Source organism: Micromonospora sp. NPDC049257 (genome assembly GCF_040678915.1).
Lineage (GTDB): Bacteria > Actinomycetota > Actinomycetes > Mycobacteriales > Micromonosporaceae > Micromonospora > Micromonospora antibiotica.
Genome location: NZ_JBFAQU010000027.1, coordinates 36203 through 54016, shown reverse-complemented (window position 1 = coordinate 54016; position 17814 = coordinate 36203). Strand labels below are relative to the sequence as shown.

Annotated in this window: 15 protein-coding genes and 1 tRNA gene; 8 read left to right on the top strand and 8 right to left on the bottom strand. The window is 72.7% G+C overall.

Features of this window, described 5'->3' with window-relative positions; genetic code table 11:
- Positions 1–126: 126 nt before the first annotated feature.
- Both AB0K25_RS27175 and erm read left to right on the top strand, forming a co-directional pair.
- Positions 127–1032: a Gfo/Idh/MocA family oxidoreductase gene (locus AB0K25_RS27175; RefSeq protein ID WP_219470331.1), complete on the top strand. Its 906-nt coding sequence runs from the start codon at positions 127–129 to the stop codon at positions 1030–1032.
- Between the two features lie 1037 nt (positions 1033–2069).
- A complete protein-coding gene (gene erm / locus AB0K25_RS27170) occupies positions 2070–2900 on the top strand; it encodes an ErmE/ErmH/ErmO/ErmR family 23S rRNA (adenine(2058)-N(6))-methyltransferase (protein WP_219464464.1) in 831 nt (276 codons plus the stop codon).
- Between the two features lie 41 nt (positions 2901–2941).
- On the opposite strand, the gene AB0K25_RS27165 is transcribed toward erm, so the two are convergent.
- Complete coding sequence (locus tag AB0K25_RS27165; RefSeq protein ID WP_208568497.1) at positions 2942–3133, bottom strand: DUF2795 domain-containing protein; 192 nt, start codon at positions 3131–3133, stop codon at positions 2942–2944.
- A gap of 93 nt (positions 3134–3226) precedes the next feature.
- Between AB0K25_RS27165 and AB0K25_RS27160 the strand changes: the two genes are divergently transcribed.
- On the top strand, positions 3227–4483 hold the full coding sequence (locus AB0K25_RS27160) for an erythromycin esterase family protein (RefSeq protein ID WP_219464463.1): 1257 nt from the start codon (positions 3227–3229) through the stop codon (positions 4481–4483).
- Positions 4484–4576: 93 nt separating this feature from the next.
- On the opposite strand, the gene AB0K25_RS27155 is transcribed toward AB0K25_RS27160, so the two are convergent.
- The 3 genes from AB0K25_RS27155 to AB0K25_RS27145 form a co-directional block, all read right to left on the bottom strand.
- Positions 4577–6781, bottom strand: a complete 2205-nt coding sequence (locus AB0K25_RS27155; protein ID WP_363823392.1) for an MMPL family transporter — start codon at positions 6779–6781, stop codon at positions 4577–4579.
- A gap of 13 nt (positions 6782–6794) precedes the next feature.
- The gene (locus AB0K25_RS27150) at positions 6795–7382 is read right to left on the bottom strand and encodes a TetR/AcrR family transcriptional regulator (protein ID WP_219464461.1); all 588 of its coding nucleotides are present in this window, start codon (positions 7380–7382) and stop codon (positions 6795–6797) included.
- Between the two features lie 92 nt (positions 7383–7474).
- Positions 7475–7852, bottom strand: a complete 378-nt coding sequence (locus AB0K25_RS27145; protein ID WP_219464460.1) for a helix-turn-helix domain-containing protein — start codon at positions 7850–7852, stop codon at positions 7475–7477.
- A gap of 112 nt (positions 7853–7964) precedes the next feature.
- Here AB0K25_RS27145 and ligD point away from each other — a divergent pair, with 112 nt between their 5' ends.
- On the top strand, positions 7965–8924 hold the full coding sequence (gene ligD / locus AB0K25_RS27140; RefSeq protein ID WP_363823388.1) for a non-homologous end-joining DNA ligase: 960 nt from the start codon (positions 7965–7967) through the stop codon (positions 8922–8924).
- A gap of 234 nt (positions 8925–9158) precedes the next feature.
- Here the strand turns inward: ligD and AB0K25_RS27135 are convergent.
- From AB0K25_RS27135 to AB0K25_RS27120, 4 genes are all read right to left on the bottom strand, one after another.
- Positions 9159–9233: transfer RNA gene (locus AB0K25_RS27135), tRNA-Arg, on the bottom strand.
- A 278-nt stretch (positions 9234–9511) separates the two neighbouring features.
- Positions 9512–10207 carry a winged helix-turn-helix domain-containing protein gene (locus tag AB0K25_RS27130; protein ID WP_219470329.1) on the bottom strand — a complete coding sequence of 232 codons (696 nt, stop codon included), beginning with the start codon at positions 10205–10207 and terminating at the stop codon, positions 9512–9514.
- 317 nt (positions 10208–10524) lie between these two features.
- On the bottom strand, positions 10525–11193 hold the full coding sequence (locus AB0K25_RS27125; RefSeq protein ID WP_208568385.1) for a DUF305 domain-containing protein: 669 nt from the start codon (positions 11191–11193) through the stop codon (positions 10525–10527).
- 10 nt (positions 11194–11203) lie between these two features.
- The gene (locus AB0K25_RS27120) at positions 11204–12019 is read right to left on the bottom strand and encodes a DUF3105 domain-containing protein (RefSeq protein WP_208568386.1); all 816 of its coding nucleotides are present in this window, start codon (positions 12017–12019) and stop codon (positions 11204–11206) included.
- 98 nt (positions 12020–12117) lie between these two features.
- On the opposite strand from AB0K25_RS27120, the gene argS reads away from it, so the two are divergent.
- The 4 genes from argS to thrC all read left to right on the top strand — a co-directional run bounded on the left by argS (position 12118) and on the right by thrC (position 17659).
- Entirely contained in the window at positions 12118–13782 is a 1665-nt protein-coding gene (argS, locus tag AB0K25_RS27115) for an arginine--tRNA ligase (protein ID WP_357535010.1), read from the top strand.
- A gap of 5 nt (positions 13783–13787) precedes the next feature.
- Positions 13788–15173 (top strand): diaminopimelate decarboxylase, encoded by a 1386-nt coding sequence (gene lysA / locus AB0K25_RS27110; RefSeq protein WP_357535008.1) that lies wholly within the window; start codon positions 13788–13790, stop codon positions 15171–15173.
- 8 nt (positions 15174–15181) lie between these two features.
- Positions 15182–16495: a homoserine dehydrogenase gene (locus AB0K25_RS27105; protein WP_363823428.1), complete on the top strand. Its 1314-nt coding sequence runs from the start codon at positions 15182–15184 to the stop codon at positions 16493–16495.
- 114 nt (positions 16496–16609) lie between these two features.
- The gene (gene thrC / locus AB0K25_RS27100; RefSeq protein WP_219464454.1) at positions 16610–17659 is read left to right on the top strand and encodes a threonine synthase; all 1050 of its coding nucleotides are present in this window, start codon (positions 16610–16612) and stop codon (positions 17657–17659) included.
- Positions 17660–17814: the final 155 nt, after the last annotated feature.

Here is a 17814-nt window from a genome sequence, read left to right as displayed (position 1 = left end):
CCCGGTCCCGGCTGCGTCGCCCGGTCCCGGCTGCGTCGCCCGGTCCCGGCTGCGTCGCCTGGGCGGGGCGGCTAGCGTGGGTGACGGCCACGGTGTCGCGTGGCCCGACGAGACCGGGGGTACCTCGTGCTGCGGTTCGGCCTGTTCGGCACCGGTCACTGGGCGGCGCAGACGCACGGCGCGGGGCTGGACGCGCATCCGCGCGCCGAGTTGGTGGGCGTCTGGGGGCGCGACCCGGAGAAGGCCGGCGCACTGGCCGCCCGGCACGGTGTACCGGCGTTCGCCGACATCGACGCGCTGCTCGACGTCTGTGACGCGGTGGCCGTGGCACTGCCCCCGCACGTACAGGCCGGGATCGCCACCCGGGCCGCCACCGCCGGCCGCCACCTGCTGTTGGACAAACCCCTCGCGCTGAGTCTCGCCGAGGCCGACCGGCTGGTCGCAGCAGTGCGGGCCGCCGGGGTGGCCTCGGTGGTCTTCTTCACCCAGCGGTTCCACCCGAACGTCGACGGCTTCCTCACCGCCACCGCTGCGGCCGGCGGTTGGCAGCACGCCCGCGCCACCCAGTTCGCCTCGATCTACCAGCACGGCAGCCCGTACGCCGGTTCCCGCTGGCGGCGGGAGCAGGGGGCGCTGTGGGACATCGGCCCGCACGCCCTCTCGATCGTCGTGCCGGTGCTCGGCCGGGTCACCCGGGTCGCCGCGCTGGACGGTCCCGGTGGGATGGTGCACCTGCTGCTCACCCACGATGGCGGTGCCACCAGCGCGCTGTCGCTGACCCTGGACGCCCCGCCGACGGCGCTTGCCCGGGACGTCGTCTTCTACGGCGAGAACGGCGTCGAGACCGTACCGCCGGGCGACGGCAATACGCTGACCGCCTTCGGTACGGCCGTCGACCAACTGCTGGGGCAGATCGACTCGGGTGAGCGGGACCACCAGTGTGACGTCCGGTTCGGCCGGGAGGTGGTGGCGGTCCTGGCGGCTGCGGAGACCGCCCGCGCCGAGGCCCGCACCGTCGACCTCCACCACTGACCGCCCGATCCGGCCGGCTTGTCGGGGGTCGGCCCGTCGCTGGTAGGGCATGTCACAGGTCGGCTGGCCGTGCGTCGGCTCGGCGTGCGGTGGGCCATCGTGCGTCCGGGCTCGGTCGTCGGGCGGGCGGGGTCGTCGGTCGGGTGTGGCGGTGGTGGTCCCGTGGTGCGGTGGGTTCGGTGGTCGGTCGGGTGTGGCGGTGGTGGTCCCGTGGTGCGGTGGGTTCGGTGGTCGGTCGGGCGTGGCGGCGGTGGACCCATGGTGCGGCGAGGAGCGTGATGCCTGGGTGGCATAAATATGCCGCTGCGTCATATCGATGTCTGGGCAATGGTGTCCTGCCGGGTCACGCTGGGTAGCTGGTGGCGCGGCGCGGGACAGCCCGACAGCGGTGACGGCGGGCCGCGGTCCCGGTGCCGTGCGCCTCGACGTAGGGCACCGTCCTGCGGACCGGGGTGGAACCGGACGGGCCGGCCGCCGGAGCACCGTCAGCGCGGCCGATCTTTCCGGCCCGGAGGTGGCGCGGCGCGGGTGCTGATCGGGTCAGGTGTCGTGGGCCGGTGGTGTCGTGGGTGGGCGGGGTCATGAGCCGGTGGGGCGGTGGGGCGGTGGCGGACCGATCCGGAATTGCCTTGCGGAACGTGGGAGGTGCGTTAGCGTGGCGGCCATGTGCATGCATGCCCTGATCACCGTGGCCGTCACGTCGGCCGCGCGGGGGCCCCTCCTGGTGGCCCGCCCGCGAGTCCGGCGTCCGGCCCTGGCCGGCCGGGACGCCCACCGCGCCTGACCTGACGAGACCGCCTCGGCGTGATCACGCCGACCCCGGTCACGCCGACCCTGATCACGTTCCCCGTGTTCACGCTCTGCCTGATCACGCTGATCTGAGCAGGGGTCTGGCCTGATCGTCGCCTGCCCCGTCACCGCGTAGCGTCCCCCCGCCGATCCCCAGGGTCGTCCGAGTCCCGCTCCACTCGGACAGGCCCCGCGTCGTGCTGCGCCTGTCCGTACCGTCGCCGGTCGGCGACAGACAGGACGAACCCGTGGCGCCCCGCCGAGACCGCACCACCGCACGCGACCGGTCCCGTCGCGTACTGTCCCAGAATTTTCTCGCCGACCCGGCCGCCGTGACGCGGATGGTCCGGGCGGCCGATACCGGCCCGGACGACCTGCTGCTGGAGGTGGGTGCCGGTCGCGGTCAGCTGACCCGGCCGCTGGCCCGACGGTGTGGCCGGTTGATCGCCTACGAGGTCGACCCGACCGTCGCCCCCGAGTTGGCGGCGGTGTGCGCGGCGCTGCCACACGTGGCGCACCGGCAGGCCGACTTCCTGACCGTCGCGCCGCCCGACGAGCCGTTCGCCGTGGTCGGCAACATCCCGTGGTCGTTGACCGCTGCGGTGGTCCGCTGGTGCCTCGCCGCGCCCCGGTTGCGCGCGGCCACCCTGCTCACCCAGTGGGAGTACGCCCGCAAGCGGACCGGTGACCTCGGCCGGTGGAGTCGGTTGACGGTGCTGACCTGGCCGGAGTACGACTGGCGGCTCGCCGGGCGGGTGCCGCGCACCGCGTTTCGTCCGGTGCCCGCCGTCGACGGGGGCATCCTGCGGATCGACCGTCGGCCGGAGCCGCTGCTGGCCGTGGCCGCGCTGCCGGCGTACCGGCGGATGGTGGAGCTGGGGTTCGGCGGGGCGGGCGGGTCGCTCGCGGCCTCGCTGCGGGCGGCCCATCCCGGCCGGCGGGTCGACGGTGCGCTGCGGGCGGCGCGGATCGACCCGGCCACCCCGGTCGGGCTGGTCTGGCCGGAACAGTGGTTGGTGCTGTTCCGGCTGTTGCACGCTTCCACCGCACCGGGCCGACCCGGTGACCGCCGGTGGTGAGCGGGGCCGCCCGCCCTGGGCCCAGGTATCCGGGTGGGGGCTCAGGCGAGGGTGGTGAGGGCCTCGTTCAGGTCGGCCGGGTCCTCGAACTGCTCGGCGGGCAGCGCCCGCAGCAGTTGGAGCAGCTCGGTGCTCGCCCCGTTCTCCTGACCCCAGCGGACCAGGTCCTCGCGGGAGACCGGGTAGTCGAGCCCGGCCAGGTACTCCTGCAACTGCAACCCGGTGACGCTCATGCCGCCGGCTACCCGTTCCGCCCGCCGCCACACCGGCCGGTCCCGCCACACCATCGGCGGTTTGTCCGCCGACCCTGCCGGGTAGCCCCGCCCATGCTGGTACAGCGGCTCGGTACGCCTAGCGACTTCGACCCCCTGCTGGAGCGGGTCCGGGACGCCCGCGTGGTCATGATCGGTGAGGCGACGCACGGCAGTTACGACTACTACCGGTTGCGCGAGCAGCTCACCCGGCGGCTCATCGCCGAGCAGGGGTTCGACTTCGTGGCGGTGGAGGGGGACTGGCCGGACTGCGACCGGGTGCACCGGTCGGTGGTCGGCGCACCGGGTGGTGCCCAGGACCCCCGGACCGCGCTGGGACGGTTCACCCGCTGGCCGACGTGGATGTGGGCGAACGCCGAGGTGGACCGGTTCTGCCGGTGGCTGCGGGCGTGGAACCTGGAGCGTCCGGAGCGGGAACGGTCCGGCTTCCACGGGCTGGACGTCTACAGCCTCTGGGAGTCCATGCAGGCGATCTTCGACTATCTCGGTGAGGAGGACCCGAAGTCGATGGAGGCCGCCCAGGACGCGTACCGGTGCTTCGAGCCGTTCGGCCGGCGGGTCGAGGAGTACGGCGCGGCCAGCCGGTTCGTCTCGGCGCGCTGCGAGGAGGAGGTGATCCGGCTGTTGGCGCGTACCCGGGCACATGTCGCCTCGGACGGCCCGGACGCCTTCGCTGCCTGGCAAAACGCGGAAGTGGTGGCGGGAGCGGAACGGTACTACCGGGCGATGGTGCACGGTGGGCCGGATTCCTGGAACGTGCGCGACACCCACATGGCGGACACCCTGGAAAGGTTGCTGACCCGCTACGGACCCGGATCACGCGGCATCGTCTGGGCGCACAACACCCACATCGGGGACGCCCGCGCCACCGGCATGGCCGGCGACGGGATGGTCAACATCGGGCAGTTGGCCCGGGAACGGCTGGGCCGCGACGCGGTGGCGCTGATCGGTCTCGGTGGTTACCAGGGCACTGTGGTGGCCGCCCCGCACTGGGGTTCGCCGGCCGAGGTGATGACGGTGCCGCCGGCCCGGGAGGGTTCGGTGGAGTCGCGGCTGCACGAGCTGCTGCCGGAGCGGGCGGTGCTCGTCTTCGGTGGCCCCGACCAGCCCGCCTGGGTCACCGGCACCGCCGACCACCGGGCCATCGGCGTGGTCTACGACCCGACCTTCGAGCGCTGGGGCAACTACGTCCCGAGTCGGCTGGCCGACCGCTACGACGCCTTCATCTGGTGCGACACCTCCACCGCCCTGCACCCGCTACCCGCCCCCAGCACCGTAGCCGAACTGGAGACCTACCCCACCGGCCTCTGAGCCCCGCCCCCAAGTGGATCATGGAGTTGTGGTGCCGGACGGAACGGGGCGAAAAACCCCGGGCCGGGCACCACAACTCCATGATCGGCAGGGTCAGACGTTGACCGGTTGCTTGTCGAGGTGGGCGCGGAGACCCTCGCCCTCGATGTCGACGTTGGGCAGGGCGCGGTCGAGCCAGCGGGGGAGCCACCACGCCCTGGTGTTCAGCAGGGACATCACGGCGGGGACGATGGTCATCCGGACCACGAAGGCGTCGATGGCGACACCGATCGCGAGCGCGAAGCCCATCGACTTGATCACCGGATCGTCGAGGAAGACGAAGCCTCCGAACACCGACATCATGATCAGCGCGGCGGCGGTCACCACCCGGGCCCCGTGCCCCATCCCGTTGATGGTGGCCTGCCGGGCCGTGTCACCGTGCACGAAGTCCTCCCGCATCCGGGAGACCAGGAACACCTCGTAGTCCATGGCCAGGCCGAACAGGATGCCGATCAGCAGGATCGGCAGGAAGCTGATCAGCGGGGCCGGGCTGTCCAGGCCGACCAGGCTGGCCAGGTGGCCCTGCTGGAACACGGCGACGGTGATGCCGAACGTGGCGGCCACCGTGAGCAGGAAGCCCAACGCGGCCTTCACCGGCACCAGGATCGACCGGAACACGAGCATCAGCAGCAGGATCGACAACCCCACCACCAGCAGCAGGTAGACCGGCATCGCGGCGGAGAGCTTCTCGGACACGTCGATGCCGATCGCGGTCACCCCGGTCAGCAGCACCTCGGCGTTGCCGACCGAGCCGACCCGGTCCCGGATGTCGTGGACCAGCGTCTCGGTGGCGGCGTCGGTCGGCCCGCTCTTCGGGATCACCCCGAGCAGTGCCGTCCGACCGGTCGGGTCGAGCTGCGGCGGGGCCACCGCCAACACCCCGTCCGTACGCTGGATCAGCGCCGCGACCTGCGGCACGGCGGCTGCGGTGTCCTGCGCGGAGTCCGAGGTGACCACCACGGCGAGCCGGCCGGTGAAGCCCGGACCGAAGCCCTCCCGGATCAGGTCGGCGCTGGTGCGGGCCGGGCTGCCCACCGGGGCGGTACTGGCGTCCGGCAGCGCGATCCGCATGTCCTGGGCCGGCAGGGCGAGCAGCCCGAGGCCGAGCAGGCCGACCAGGATGACCGGGATGCGCAGCCGGGTCACCCACTGCGCCCAGCGGAACCCGAACCCGGAGCGGTCCTCGGCGGCCGGCGCGGCCTCCACGGTCTCGACGGCCTCGACGGTCTCGGTGGCCGGGGCGGCCTTGCGCAGCCGGCGGGGCAGGACCCGGCGGCCGGCGAAACCGAGCAGCGCCGGGGCGAGGGTGATCGCCACCAGCACCGCCACGCTGACCGTGCCGGCGGCGGCCAGACCCATCACGGTCAGGAACGGGATGCCGACGACGGCGAGCCCGGCGAGCGCGATGACCACGGTCGCCCCGGCGAAGAGCACGGCGGAACCGGCGGTGCCGACGGCCCGGCCGACCGCCTCCTCCGGGGTGAGTCCTTCGAGCAGGTGCTGCCGGTGCCGGGAGGTGATGAACAGCGAGTAGTCGATGCCGACCGCCAGGCCCAACATCAGCGCCAGGATGGGCGCGGTGCTGGTCAACTGGACCGTACCGCTGAGGGCGAACAGGCCGGCCATCCCGACCCCGACGCCGATCAGCGCGTTCAGCATGGTCATCCCGGCCGCGACCAGCGAACCGAAGGTGACGATCAGGACGATCGCGGCGACCAGCACGCCCAACGCCTCGGTCGAGCCGACCTCCGGCTCGGAGTTGAGCACCTCACCGCCGGGGGCGATCTGCCAACCCTGCGCCTCGGCCTGCGCGCCGACCTTCTCGTACGCCTCGCGCTGCTCGGGGGTCACCTCGTCCCCGCCGGTGGCGAACTGCACCTGGATCAGGGCGTACCGGCCGTCGGGGGTGATCGCCTGGGACTGGTACGGGTCGACGGCGCCGACCACGCCGGGCAGCGTCGACGCCTCCTGGACGACCCCCTTGACGACGGACTGCCCCTCGGGGGTGGTCAACTGGCCGTCGGCGGGCGCCTTCACCGCGATGGTGCCGGTGGCGCCGCTGGCTGCCGGGAACCGCTCGGCGAGCAGGTCCAACGCCTGCTGCGACTCGGTGCCGGGCATGGTGAAGTTGCTGGCTGTCGGGCCCTTCAGGGTGGCTGCGGCGATGCCGAGGCCGACGAGTACGACGAGCCAGACGGCGACGACGAGTCGCCGGCGGCGCAACGATGCCCGGCCTAGCCGGTACAGCAGGGTCGCCATCAGATCCTTGTCCTCAATCCTGGTGTTGGTGGTCGGGAGTTGGCGGTGGTGGCGGTGGTGCGGCAGTCACGAGCACCCGCTGGGCGACGGCCAGCAGGGCGGGACGCAGTTCCTCGTCGGGGATGTCGGCGAACGTGCCGCATCCCTCGGCGATGCCGGCGAGCAGGACCAGCGCGGCGACCCGCGCGTCCTGCCCACCGTCGGGGCCGGTCATCGCCTCGATCAGCCGTTCCGAGATGAGGTGGATGTGGGCGAAGGCCGGTTGGGCGAGCAGCTCCGGGAACTCCCCGCGCAGCAGCGCGATCTCGCCCCGGAACCGCACCGCGAGGTCGACGAAGCCCTCCGCCGCCGCCTGCTGCGCCGCCGCCCCGGTCAGCGCCGAGATCCGCTCGTCCAGCTCGCAGAGCACCGAGATCGGCCCGGCCATCAGCTCGGCGAGCAGGGCCTCCTTGCCGGCGAAGTGGTAGAGCACCGCGGCCTTGGAGCAGCCCACCTCACGGGCGATGTCCTGCAACGAGGTGCCCTTGTAGCCGGTCACCGCGAACCGCCGGGCCGCCGCGGCGAGGATCTCACCATGGGTGCGGGGGGTGCGACGGATCATGCGTTCCAGCATGCCTGACCGATCGGTCAGATACTGACCGATCGGTCAGAGAAAGACGGTGGCGTTCGCCACACGCCGGGTCCGCACCGCGCTCAGGCCCCGCCATGCCCCCGGTCGTACGCGGCCCGCGCCTGGCTGATCGCCGCCCGGTGCCGCTGCGCCCAGTCGGTCAGCGCCACCAACGGCTCGTACAGCTCCATCGCCATCGGGGTGGCGCGGTACTCGACCCTCGGCGGCACGGTCGGGTACGCCTGCCGGTGCAGCAGGCCGTCCCGCTCCAGGTTACGCAGCGTCAACGTGAGCATCCGCCGGCTGATCCCCTCGACGCCCCGCGCCAACTCGTTGAAGCGGACCGGCCCGGGGGAGGCGGCCAACAGGATGCCGATGCTCCACTTGCCGCCCACCCGGTCCAGCGCCTCCCGCAGCGTGCAGTCACCGCCGGGGGTGCCGTCGTCGTGTTCCTGGGGCACGGGGTGCCTCCTTCCACCGGTGTCATGGTCACAGACGACCCCTCGGTGACGGGTTCGGTGGCCGACCCGTGTCGGGGTTGCGCCGGGACCGTGCGCCCGGGAGGGTGGGCGGATGGCGGGGGCGCAGGAGACGCGGGACGGGGTCGGCCTGACCAACCTGGAGCAGCTGCTGCTCGCCGGTGACGAGGTGACCAAGCGGGACCTGGTCGACTACCTGGACACCGTGCACGACCGCATCCTGCCCGGCCTGCACGACCGGCCGCTGTCGGTGGTCCGGCTGCTGCGCGGGCAGGAGCCGTTCATGCAGAAGAACCTGCCGAAATACACCCCCGACTGGGTACGCCGCACCGCGATCTGGGCCGAGACCTCCCACCGCCAGGTGTCGTACGCGCTCTGCGACGACCGGCGCACCCTGCTCTGGTTCGCCAACCAGCGGGCGATCGAGTACCACCCGGCGCTGGTCACCGCGACCCGGCCCGAGCAGCCCACCCATCTCGTGCTCGACCTCGACCCACCCGAGGGGGACGCCTTCGCGGTGGTGGCCCGGGTCGCCGGGGCGGTCCGCCGGGCGCTGGCCGACGTCGGGCTGGCCGGGGCGGTGAAGACCAGCGGCGCCAAAGGGCTGCACATCTTCGTCCCGGCGCACCCGGACACCACCGCCGAGGAGGTGGCCGCCGCCACCCGGGCGCTCGCCGTACACACCGAGCGCCTCGACCCGGAGTCCGCCACCACCGCCTTCATCCGGGAGGACCGGGGCGGTCGGGTCTTCGTCGATCCGACCCGGGCCGGCGGGGCGACCGTGGTGGCCGCGTACAGCCCCCGGCTGCGCCCCGGGCTGCCGGTGTCGTTCCCGGTGGGCTGGGACGACCTCGACGCGATCAGCCCCGGTGACTTCACCGTGCGGACGGTGCCCGCGCTGCTCGGTGACCGCGACCCGTGGGCCGAGGCGATGCCCGCACCGCAGCGGCTCCCGGCCGACCTGGTCGCCGAGGGCCGCACCATCCCGGTACCCCGGGTGCAGGCCATGCACGAGGGGAAACGCCGAGCCAGAGCCCGCCGCGAAACCCCGTGACCCGCCGTCTGCCGGCCTTCGTGGTTGATCGACTCCCGTGGGCCGCTACAGCGGCTTCCCCGAGCCGCGACACCGCCGTGGGGGCGACATGGCGGGGATCATCGCCTCCGCCTGGGCATGCCGGGGGCACAGACACCCGCCGTGGGCCGCTCACGGCCGGACCTGGCCGGAGATACGACGAAGGCCGCTGATCGGGTTTCCCCTGGTCAGCGGCCTTCTCGTGCTGGTCGTCCGTGGTGCCCCCGGCAGGATTCGAACCTGCGCCCCCGCCTCCGGAGGGCGGTGCTCTATCCCCTGAGCTACGGGGGCTCAGCGACCTGAGAAGAGTAGCAAACCCCCTTCCGGATCACCGAATCGCCACCCGGCACCCCCCGGTGCTGTCTACTGACCTGCATGATCGTGACGCCGCGGAGCCACCCCGACCGCCATTGGTGGCGGGCAGGCCGTCACCAATGGCGGCGGGCGGAACGTCACTGCCGGTGGTGGGACGCGCCGTCGCCGTTGGTGGTGGGCCGAGCCGTCACTGCCGGTGGTGGGACGCGCCGCCGCCGGCAGGTGAGCCGTCACCGGCGGCCGGGGCCAATTGGTCAGGCGGCGGCCAGGGTGCGTCCGCAGCTGGGCAGCGGGTGCAGGGCGATGCGCCGGGGGAGCCGGCGGGGCCATTCGTTACGGGGCCAGGAGCCGTCCACGATCAGGTGCACCGGGTGCTGGTCGGCACCGCTGAGCCGGAACACGAAGTCGCGGGGCAGCGGTGGGTCCACGCTGGGCGTGGTGACCATGAACCGGACCCGCCCCCGGGACGACACCGCCGAGATGACCTCGGCGGCCGGCATGGTGCCCCGCAGGCGTACCCGGCCGATCCAGTAGACCTCCGCGTCGTGTTCCTGGGCGGCCCGGGTGATGGCCGGGTACTCGCCGCGTACCCAACGTTCGACCGCGCCGACGCAGAGACCGCAGGCCCGTTCGCGCGGCTCCCGGGGGCCCAGCCCCCAGGCCCGCAGGTACGCCCCGACCGTGCCGGCGTCGATCGTCAGGTCGAAGCGGCGTTGGATCAGTGCGGCGAGGCTCTGCCGCGTCCACAGCTCCTCGTCCAGCCCGAACTCGTCGGGGTGGACGCCTCGCAGTACGTCGATCAGTTCGAGTTCCTGTTCCCGGCTGAGCGCTCCCGACTCGCCCTGCCGGTGTCCGCGACGGGCGGCTGCCACCGCTCCGTCACCGCCGATGGTGTGGCGTCGGCACCAACTGGTGACCGAGCGCCGCGCGTCTCTGAGTGCAACCCCCACGTCCTGCGCAACGAGCACGAATCACAACTGGTCACGATATGTGGGTAGAAAAGTCTCTTAGGTCTTCAAAGGTGCGCAGCACGCTAAAAACCTAAAACGCCCATAACTCCCTCCCTGGCGGCAGGGGATGCGGCGCGGCCCGGGCCGCTGACGCTTCGGGGAAGGTCGGCAGTCCGAGGGCATGCGGGGGCCCGAGACGTGCACAGGTGCGTGGAGGTTCCGGTCGGGCGGAGGCCCCAGTCGTGGGGGAGGCCGGAGACGTGCGGAGGCCCGCGTCCGCCGGAGCGGGACGCGGGCCTCCCTGGAGGACGGGCGGGTCAGCCGCCCAGTCGCTTCAGCGCGTTCTGGAGGTTGGTCAGGTCCGTCTGCTGGGTGTTCTTCATGATCTGCGCCACCGCGAGGACGTCGTCGTCGCCACCGGCGTCGAGGATGCCCTGGATCATGTGGATGCCGCCGAGGTGGTGCTTGATCATCATCTGGAGGAAGAGGACGTCCAGCTCGCGCCCCTGGGCGACGCGCAGCTTCGCCATCTCCTCCGGGGTCGCCATGCCCGGCATCAGACCGTTTTCGATCTTGCCGGTGCCGTCCGGCATCCAGGCCATCCGGGGCTGGTCGCCGGTCGGGTCGAGCCCCCACGACCGCAGCCAGGTCTGCATGGTGCCGATCTCGCCCTGCTGGCCGGTGGCGATGTCGCCGCCGATCTGGCGAACCTCAGGGTCGGTGCCCCGGTCGAAGGCGATCAGCCCCATCTCCACCGCCTGGGCGTGGTGGGTGGTCATGTCCCGGGCGAAGCCCGCCTCCGCCGAGCTGTCACCCGGTCGGGTCAACGTCGGGGTCAGCAGGCCGCCGGCGTACCCGAGGAGGAGACCGACCACGACGGCGGCCGCCAGGGCGAGCAGGCCGTAGCGGCCGGCGGGCCGCCGGTCACCGGAACCGGTGACCGAGGGCTCGACGGGCGGTGTGTCGGTCGTCGCGGGAGCGGTCATCGCCACGTCCTCACTGGGTGGGCTGCTGCTGTTGCTGCGGGACGTTGTCGCGCGGGGCCGTGCCGGTGGCCGTGATGCCCTGGCCACAGTTGGCGTTCGGACCCTCGACCGAGGCGTTCACCCGCAGCGTCTTGATGAACTCGTCGATCCGGCTGTCGTCGGCGTTGTCGACCTTGAGCTGGTAGCCCCACGCCTGGAGCGAGATCGGCTTGTCCAGCCCCTCGAACGGGCTGAGCATGACCTTCTCCACGCCCTGCGTCTTGCTGCGGAGCTTGCTGACCTGATCGGCCGGCAGGTCGGGGCGGTAGGTGATCCAGACCGTGCCGTGCTCCAGGCTGTGCACCGCGTGCTCGTTGGCGATCGGGGCGTCGTAGACGTCACCCATGCAGTTCTGCCAGGCCGGGTTGTGCGGGCCGGCCACCGGCGGGAGGACGTCGTACTTGATCGCGCCCTGCTGGTGCTGGCCGCCCTGGACGAGCTTGGGGTCCTTGTCCCGGAAGTCGACGATGCCGTCGATGTCGGCGGCCCGCTGCTCCCACGACTTGGAACCCTGGAAGGCCGCGTACGCGCCGTAGCCGATGATCGAGACGGCGAGCACGCCCACGGCGACGAACAGGGCGATCGGGCCCCACGAGCGGCCCTGGCTCACCTTCACCGGCGTGATCGGCTTGCGGGGGCCCTTGCCGCCCGAGGTCTGCCGGGGCGCGCCCGCGGACTTGCCGCCCCCGGGCTTGGCGACGGCCGCGGGCCGGCCGGCCGCCGGCTTCTTACCGGTGCTGACCACGGTCGGACGGCGCTCAGGGCCGCCCGGGGTGCTGATGCTCATCGTGCCTCGTCAGGTCGGTCGGTCAGGGGATCTGGCGGGCCGGGTGACGCTCAGGGTCGCCGCCGAGTGCCCGAGTCTACCCCCGATAACATGGTTCGGTGACTCCCGCAGAACTGGCCGAGGTCGTCCTCTCCGCAGCCCACGCCGTTTTCACCGAGCGTGGGCTCGACCCCGCCGCGCTTCCGGCGCGTACGGCGGTGGAACGACCGCGCAATCCCGACCACGGCGACTACGCCTCGACGCTGGCGCTCCAGCTCAGCAAGAAGGTGGGCGTCCCGCCCCGGGAGCTGGCGGCGGCGCTGGCCGACCAGCTCGGCCGGGCGGCCGGGGTCAAGTCGGTGGAGATCGCCGGCCCCGGCTTCCTCAACATCCGGCTCGACGCCGCCGCCGCCGGCCAGCTCGCCCGGGTGATCGTCGAGGCCGGCGAGGAGTACGGCCGCAGCGACCGGCTCGCCGGGCAGCGGATCAACCTGGAGTTCGTCTCGGCCAACCCGACCGGCCCGGTGCACATCGGCGGGGTCCGCTGGGCGGCCGTCGGCGACGCGCTCAGCCGGCTGCTGCGGGCCACCGGCGCCGACGTCGGCACCGAGTACTACTTCAACGACGCCGGGTCGCAGATCGACAGGTTCGCCCGGTCGCTGCTGTGCGCGGCCAAGGGCGAGCCGGCCCCCGAGGACGGCTACGGCGGGGCGTACATCGCCGAGATCGCCGAGCAGGTCCGGGCGGTCCGGCCGGACGTGCTCGACCTGCCCGACGGCGAGGCCCAGGAGGTTTTCCGGGTCGAGGGCGTGACGCTGATGTTCGCCGAGATCAGGTCCTCGCTGCGCGGCTTCGGGGTGGAGTTCGACACCTACTTCAACGAGAAGGACCTGCACGACCGGGGTGAGCTGGACCTCGCCCTGGACCGGCTGCGCGCGCAGGGTCACCTGTACGAGGCCGACGGGGCGACCTGGCTGCGCACCACCGACTTCGGCGACGACAAGGACCGGGTGCTGCGCAAGTCCAACGGCGAGTGGACCTACTTCGCCGCCGACTGCGCCTACTACCTGGACAAGCGGGAACGCGGCTTCGAGCGGGTCGTGATCATGCTGGGCGCGGACCACCACGGCTACCTCGGGCGGATGAAGGCGATGTCCGCCTGTTTCGGCGACGACCCGGCGGTCAACCTGGAGATCCTCATCGGCCAGCTGGTCAACCTGGTCCGCGACGGCGTCCCGCTGCGGATGAGCAAGCGCGCCGGCACGGTGGTCACCCTGGAGGACCTGGTCGACGCGATCGGGGTGGACGCGTCCCGCTACGCGCTGGCCCGCTACTCCAGCGACTCGCCGATCGACATCGACGTGGAGCTGTGGACCCGGGCCACCCGCGACAACCCGGTCTACTACGTGCAGTACGTCGCGGCCCGGACGGCGAGCGTCGGCCGTAACGCCGCCGAGGTCGGCCTGAGCCGGGGCGACGGGGCCGGGTTCCACCCCGAGCTGCTCGACCACGACAAGGAGAACGAGCTGCTCAAGGCGCTCGCCGAGTTCCCCGCCGTGGTCGCCGCCGCCGCCGAGCTGCGCGAGCCGCACCGGGTGGCCCGCTACCTGGAGGACCTCGCCGGGGCGTACCACCGGTTCTACGACAACTGCCGGGTCCTGCCGCGCGGCGACGAGGAGGTCACCGACCTGCACCGGGCCCGGCTCTGGCTCAACGACGCCACCCGCACGGTGATCGCCAACGGGCTGCGCCTGCTCGGTGTCTCCGCCCCGGAGAGGATGTAGCCCTGATGCGTGCCCACGAAGCCGGTGCGATGCACGGCGACATCGGTGACCGGGGGCCGGGCTGGCTGCGTCCCCCGGCCGACGTCAACGCCCTGGTCCCGCAGCTCTGGCCGCGTCAGGTGGAGCGCGGCACGGGCGGTGCGCTGACCGTCGCGGGCCTCGACGTCCGTGAGCTGGCCGCCGAGTACGGCACCCCGGCGTACGTCCTCGACGAGGACGACCTGCGCTCGCGCGCCCGGGACTTCCGGGCCGCCTTCCCCGACGCGGACGTCTACTACGCCGGCAAGGCTTTCCTGTGCCGGGCGGTGGTCCGCATGATCGCCGAGGAGGGCCTGCACCTGGACGTCTGCTCCGGTGGCGAGCTGGCCACCGCGCTGTCGGCCGGGATGCCGGCGGAGCGGATCGGTTTCCACGGCAACAACAAGTCCGTCGCCGAGCTGACCCGGGCGCTGGACGCCGGGGTGGGGCGGATCATCCTCGACTCGTTCACCGAGATCGACCGGCTCACCGCGCTGGCCCGGGAGCGCGGGGTCCGCCCCGGCGTGCTGATCCGGGTCACCGTCGGCGTGGAGGCGCACACCCACGAGTTCATCGCCACCGCCCACGAGGACCAGAAGTTCGGTTTCTCGCTGGCCGGCGGGGCCGCCGCCGCAGCCGCCTTCACGGTCATCGACGAGGGTGTGCTGGACCTGCGCGGGCTGCACTCGCACATCGGTTCGCAGATCTTCGACACCAGCGGCTTCGAGGTGTCCGCCCGCCGGGTGCTCGCCCTCCAGGCGCAGATCCGCGACGCCCGGGGGGTGGAACTGCCCGAGCTGGACCTGGGCGGCGGCTTCGGCATCGCGTACACCACCCAGGACGACCCGGCCACCCCGGACGAGCTGGCCAAGCGGCTCCGCAAGATCGTCGACTCGGAGTGCGCGGCGGAGAACCTGACCGTCCCGCACCTGTCGATCGAGCCGGGCCGGGCCATCGTCGGGCCCGCCGTCTTCACCCTCTACGAGGTGGGCACCGTCAAGGACGTCGACGGGCTGCGGACCTACGTCAGCGTGGACGGTGGGATGAGCGACAACATCCGGACCGCCCTCTACGACGCGTCGTACTCGGCCACGCTTGCCGGCCGGTCCTCGACCGCCGAGCCGTTGCTGGCCCGCGTGGTGGGAAAGCATTGTGAGTCCGGGGACATCGTGGTGAAGGATGAATTCCTGCCCGCCGACGTGCAGCCCGGAGATCTTGTCGCCGTTCCCGGCACGGGAGCGTACTGCCGCAGCATGGCCAGCAACTACAACCATGTGCCCCGCCCCCCGGTGGTCGCGGTGCGTGACGGCCAGGCCCGGCTGATCGTGCGGCGGGAGACCGAAGAAGACCTGCTCGCTTTGGATGTGGGATGACGTCACCTGTGCGCTTGGCCCTGCTCGGCTGCGGAACGGTCGGTAGCGAGGTGGTCCGCCTGTTGCACACGCAGGCCGCCGACCTGACCGCCCGGATCGGTGCTCCGCTGGAGATCGCCGGCATCGCCGTGCGCCGGGTCGGTCGGGACCGGGGTGACCTCCCCGTCGACCCGGCGCTGTTCACCACCGACCCGCTCGGCCTGATCAAACGCGACGACGTGGACGTGGTCGTCGAGGTGGTCGGCGGTATCGAACCGGCGCGGAGCTGGCTGGTGGAGGCGCTGCGCGCCGGCAAGAGCGTGGTCACCGCCAACAAGGCGCTGCTCGCCGAGGACGGCGCGGCCCTGCACGACGCGGCGGCCGAGGGCGGGGCGGACCTCTACTACGAGGCGTCCGTCGCCGGGGCGATCCCGCTGCTGCGCCCGCTGCGCGAGTCGCTGCACGGCGACCGGATCAACCGGGTCACCGGCATCGTCAACGGCACCACCAACTTCATCCTCTCCGCGATGGACGCCACCGGCGCCGGCTTCGCCGAGGCACTGGACGAGGCGACCGAGCTGGGGTATGCCGAGGCCGACCCGACCGCCGACGTGGAGGGCTTCGACGCCGCCGCGAAGGCCGCCATCCTGGCCTCGCTCGCCTTCCACACCCGCGTCACCGCCGCCGACGTGCACCGCGAGGGCATCACCGAGGTGACCGTCGCCGACATGGCCAGCGCCAAGGCGATGGGCTGCACCATCAAACTGCTCTGCATCGCCGCCCGGGGCACCGACGCGGCCGGCCGGGAGACCGTCAGCGTCCGGGTGCACCCCGCGATGATCCCGCTGACCCACCCGCTGGCCAGCGTCGGCGACGCGTTCAACGCGGTCTTCGTCGAGGCCGAGGCGGCCGGGCAGCTGATGTTCTACGGCCGGGGAGCGGGCGGCGCACCGACCGCCAGCGCGGTCCTCGGCGACGTGGTCGTGGTGGCCCGCAACCGGCTCGCCGGGGCGTACGCGGCCAGCGAGTCCGCCTACGCCGACCTGGCGGTCCGGCCGATGGGCGAGGCGCTGACCCGCTACCACATCAGTCTCGACGTGGTCGACCGGCCGGGTGTGCTCCAGGCGGTGGCCGGGGTGTTCGCCCGGCACGACGTGTCCATCGCCACCGTCCGGCAGGGGCCGGCCGGGGGCGGTCCGGCGGGCCGTGGTGAGGACGCCGACCTGGTCATCGTCACCCACGTCGCCCCCGACGCCGCGCTCGCCGCGACGGTACGGGAGCTGCGCGGGCTGGACATCGTCCGCTCGGTGGCCAGCGTGCTGCGGGTCGAGGGCGGCGCGTGACCCGGCGTCTCGCCTGATGGTTATCGGTGGGTGTGCCGGGGACAGATCGACGAGGCTGGTCCAGGCTGGCAGGGGCCCCGGCACGACCGGGGCGGCAGAGGCGAGGAGAGCGACATGTGGCGGGGCCTGATCGAGACGTACCGGGACCGGCTGCCGGTCACCGACGCCACGCCCGTGGTCACCCTGCACGAGGGGAACACCCCGCTGCTGCCCGCGCCGGCGCTGTCCGCCCGGCTCGGCGCGGACGTCTACCTGAAGGTCGAGGGGGCCAACCCGACCGGCTCGTTCAAGGACCGGGGCATGACCGTCGCCGTCTCCAAGGCGGTCGAGGCCGGTGACAAGGCGATCATCTGCGCCTCGACCGGCAACACCAGCGCCTCCGCCGCCGCGTACGCGGCCCGGGCCGGGATCACCTGCGCGGTGCTGGTGCCACAGGGCAAGATCGCGCTGGGCAAGTTGGCCCAGGCGCTGGTGCACGGGGCCAAGCTGCTCCAGGTGCAGGGCAACTTCGACGACTGTCTCGCGCTGGCCTCGAAGCTCGCCCAGGACTTCCCGGTCGCCCTGGTCAACTCGGTGAACCCGGACCGGCTGCACGGCCAGAAGACGGCCGCCTTCGAGATCGTCGAGGCGCTCGGCGACGCCCCCGACATCCACTGCCTGCCGGTCGGCAACGCCGGCAACATCTCCGCGTACTGGATGGGCTACTCGGAGGACCTGCGGGCCGGCAACGCCACCCGCGCCCCGAAGATGTACGGCTTCCAGGCCGCCGGGGCGGCCCCGATCGTCAGCGGTCAGGTGGTGCCGGAGCCGTCGACCATCGCCACCGCCATCCGGATCGGCAACCCGGCGAGCTGGACCAAGGCGCTCGACGCCCGGGACGCCTCGCAGGGGCTGATCGCCGCCGTGACCGACCGGGAGATCCTCGCCGCCTACCGGCTGCTCGCCCGGGAGGTGGGGGTCTTCGTCGAGCTGGGCAGCGCGGCCAGCGTGGCGGGCCTGCTCCAGCAGGGGGCCGAGGGCCGGGTGCCGGCCGGGGCGACGGTGGTCTGCACGGTCACCGGCCACGGCCTGAAGGACCCGGAGTGGGCGATCTCCACCGCACCCGCTCCGATCACCATCGCCAACGACGCCCTGACCGCCGCCCGCTCGCTCGACCTGGCCTGATCCGATCCCGCCGAGGGCGGCGGTGCCGGCCACCCGCGGCGGGTGGCGGTGCCGGCCACCGTGCCGTCCCCCCGTCGCCCCGGCCGGCGGTGACCACCCCGTTACGGGTAGGGAATACCGGGTCGGGCAGACTTTCCCCACGCCCATCCCCTCTC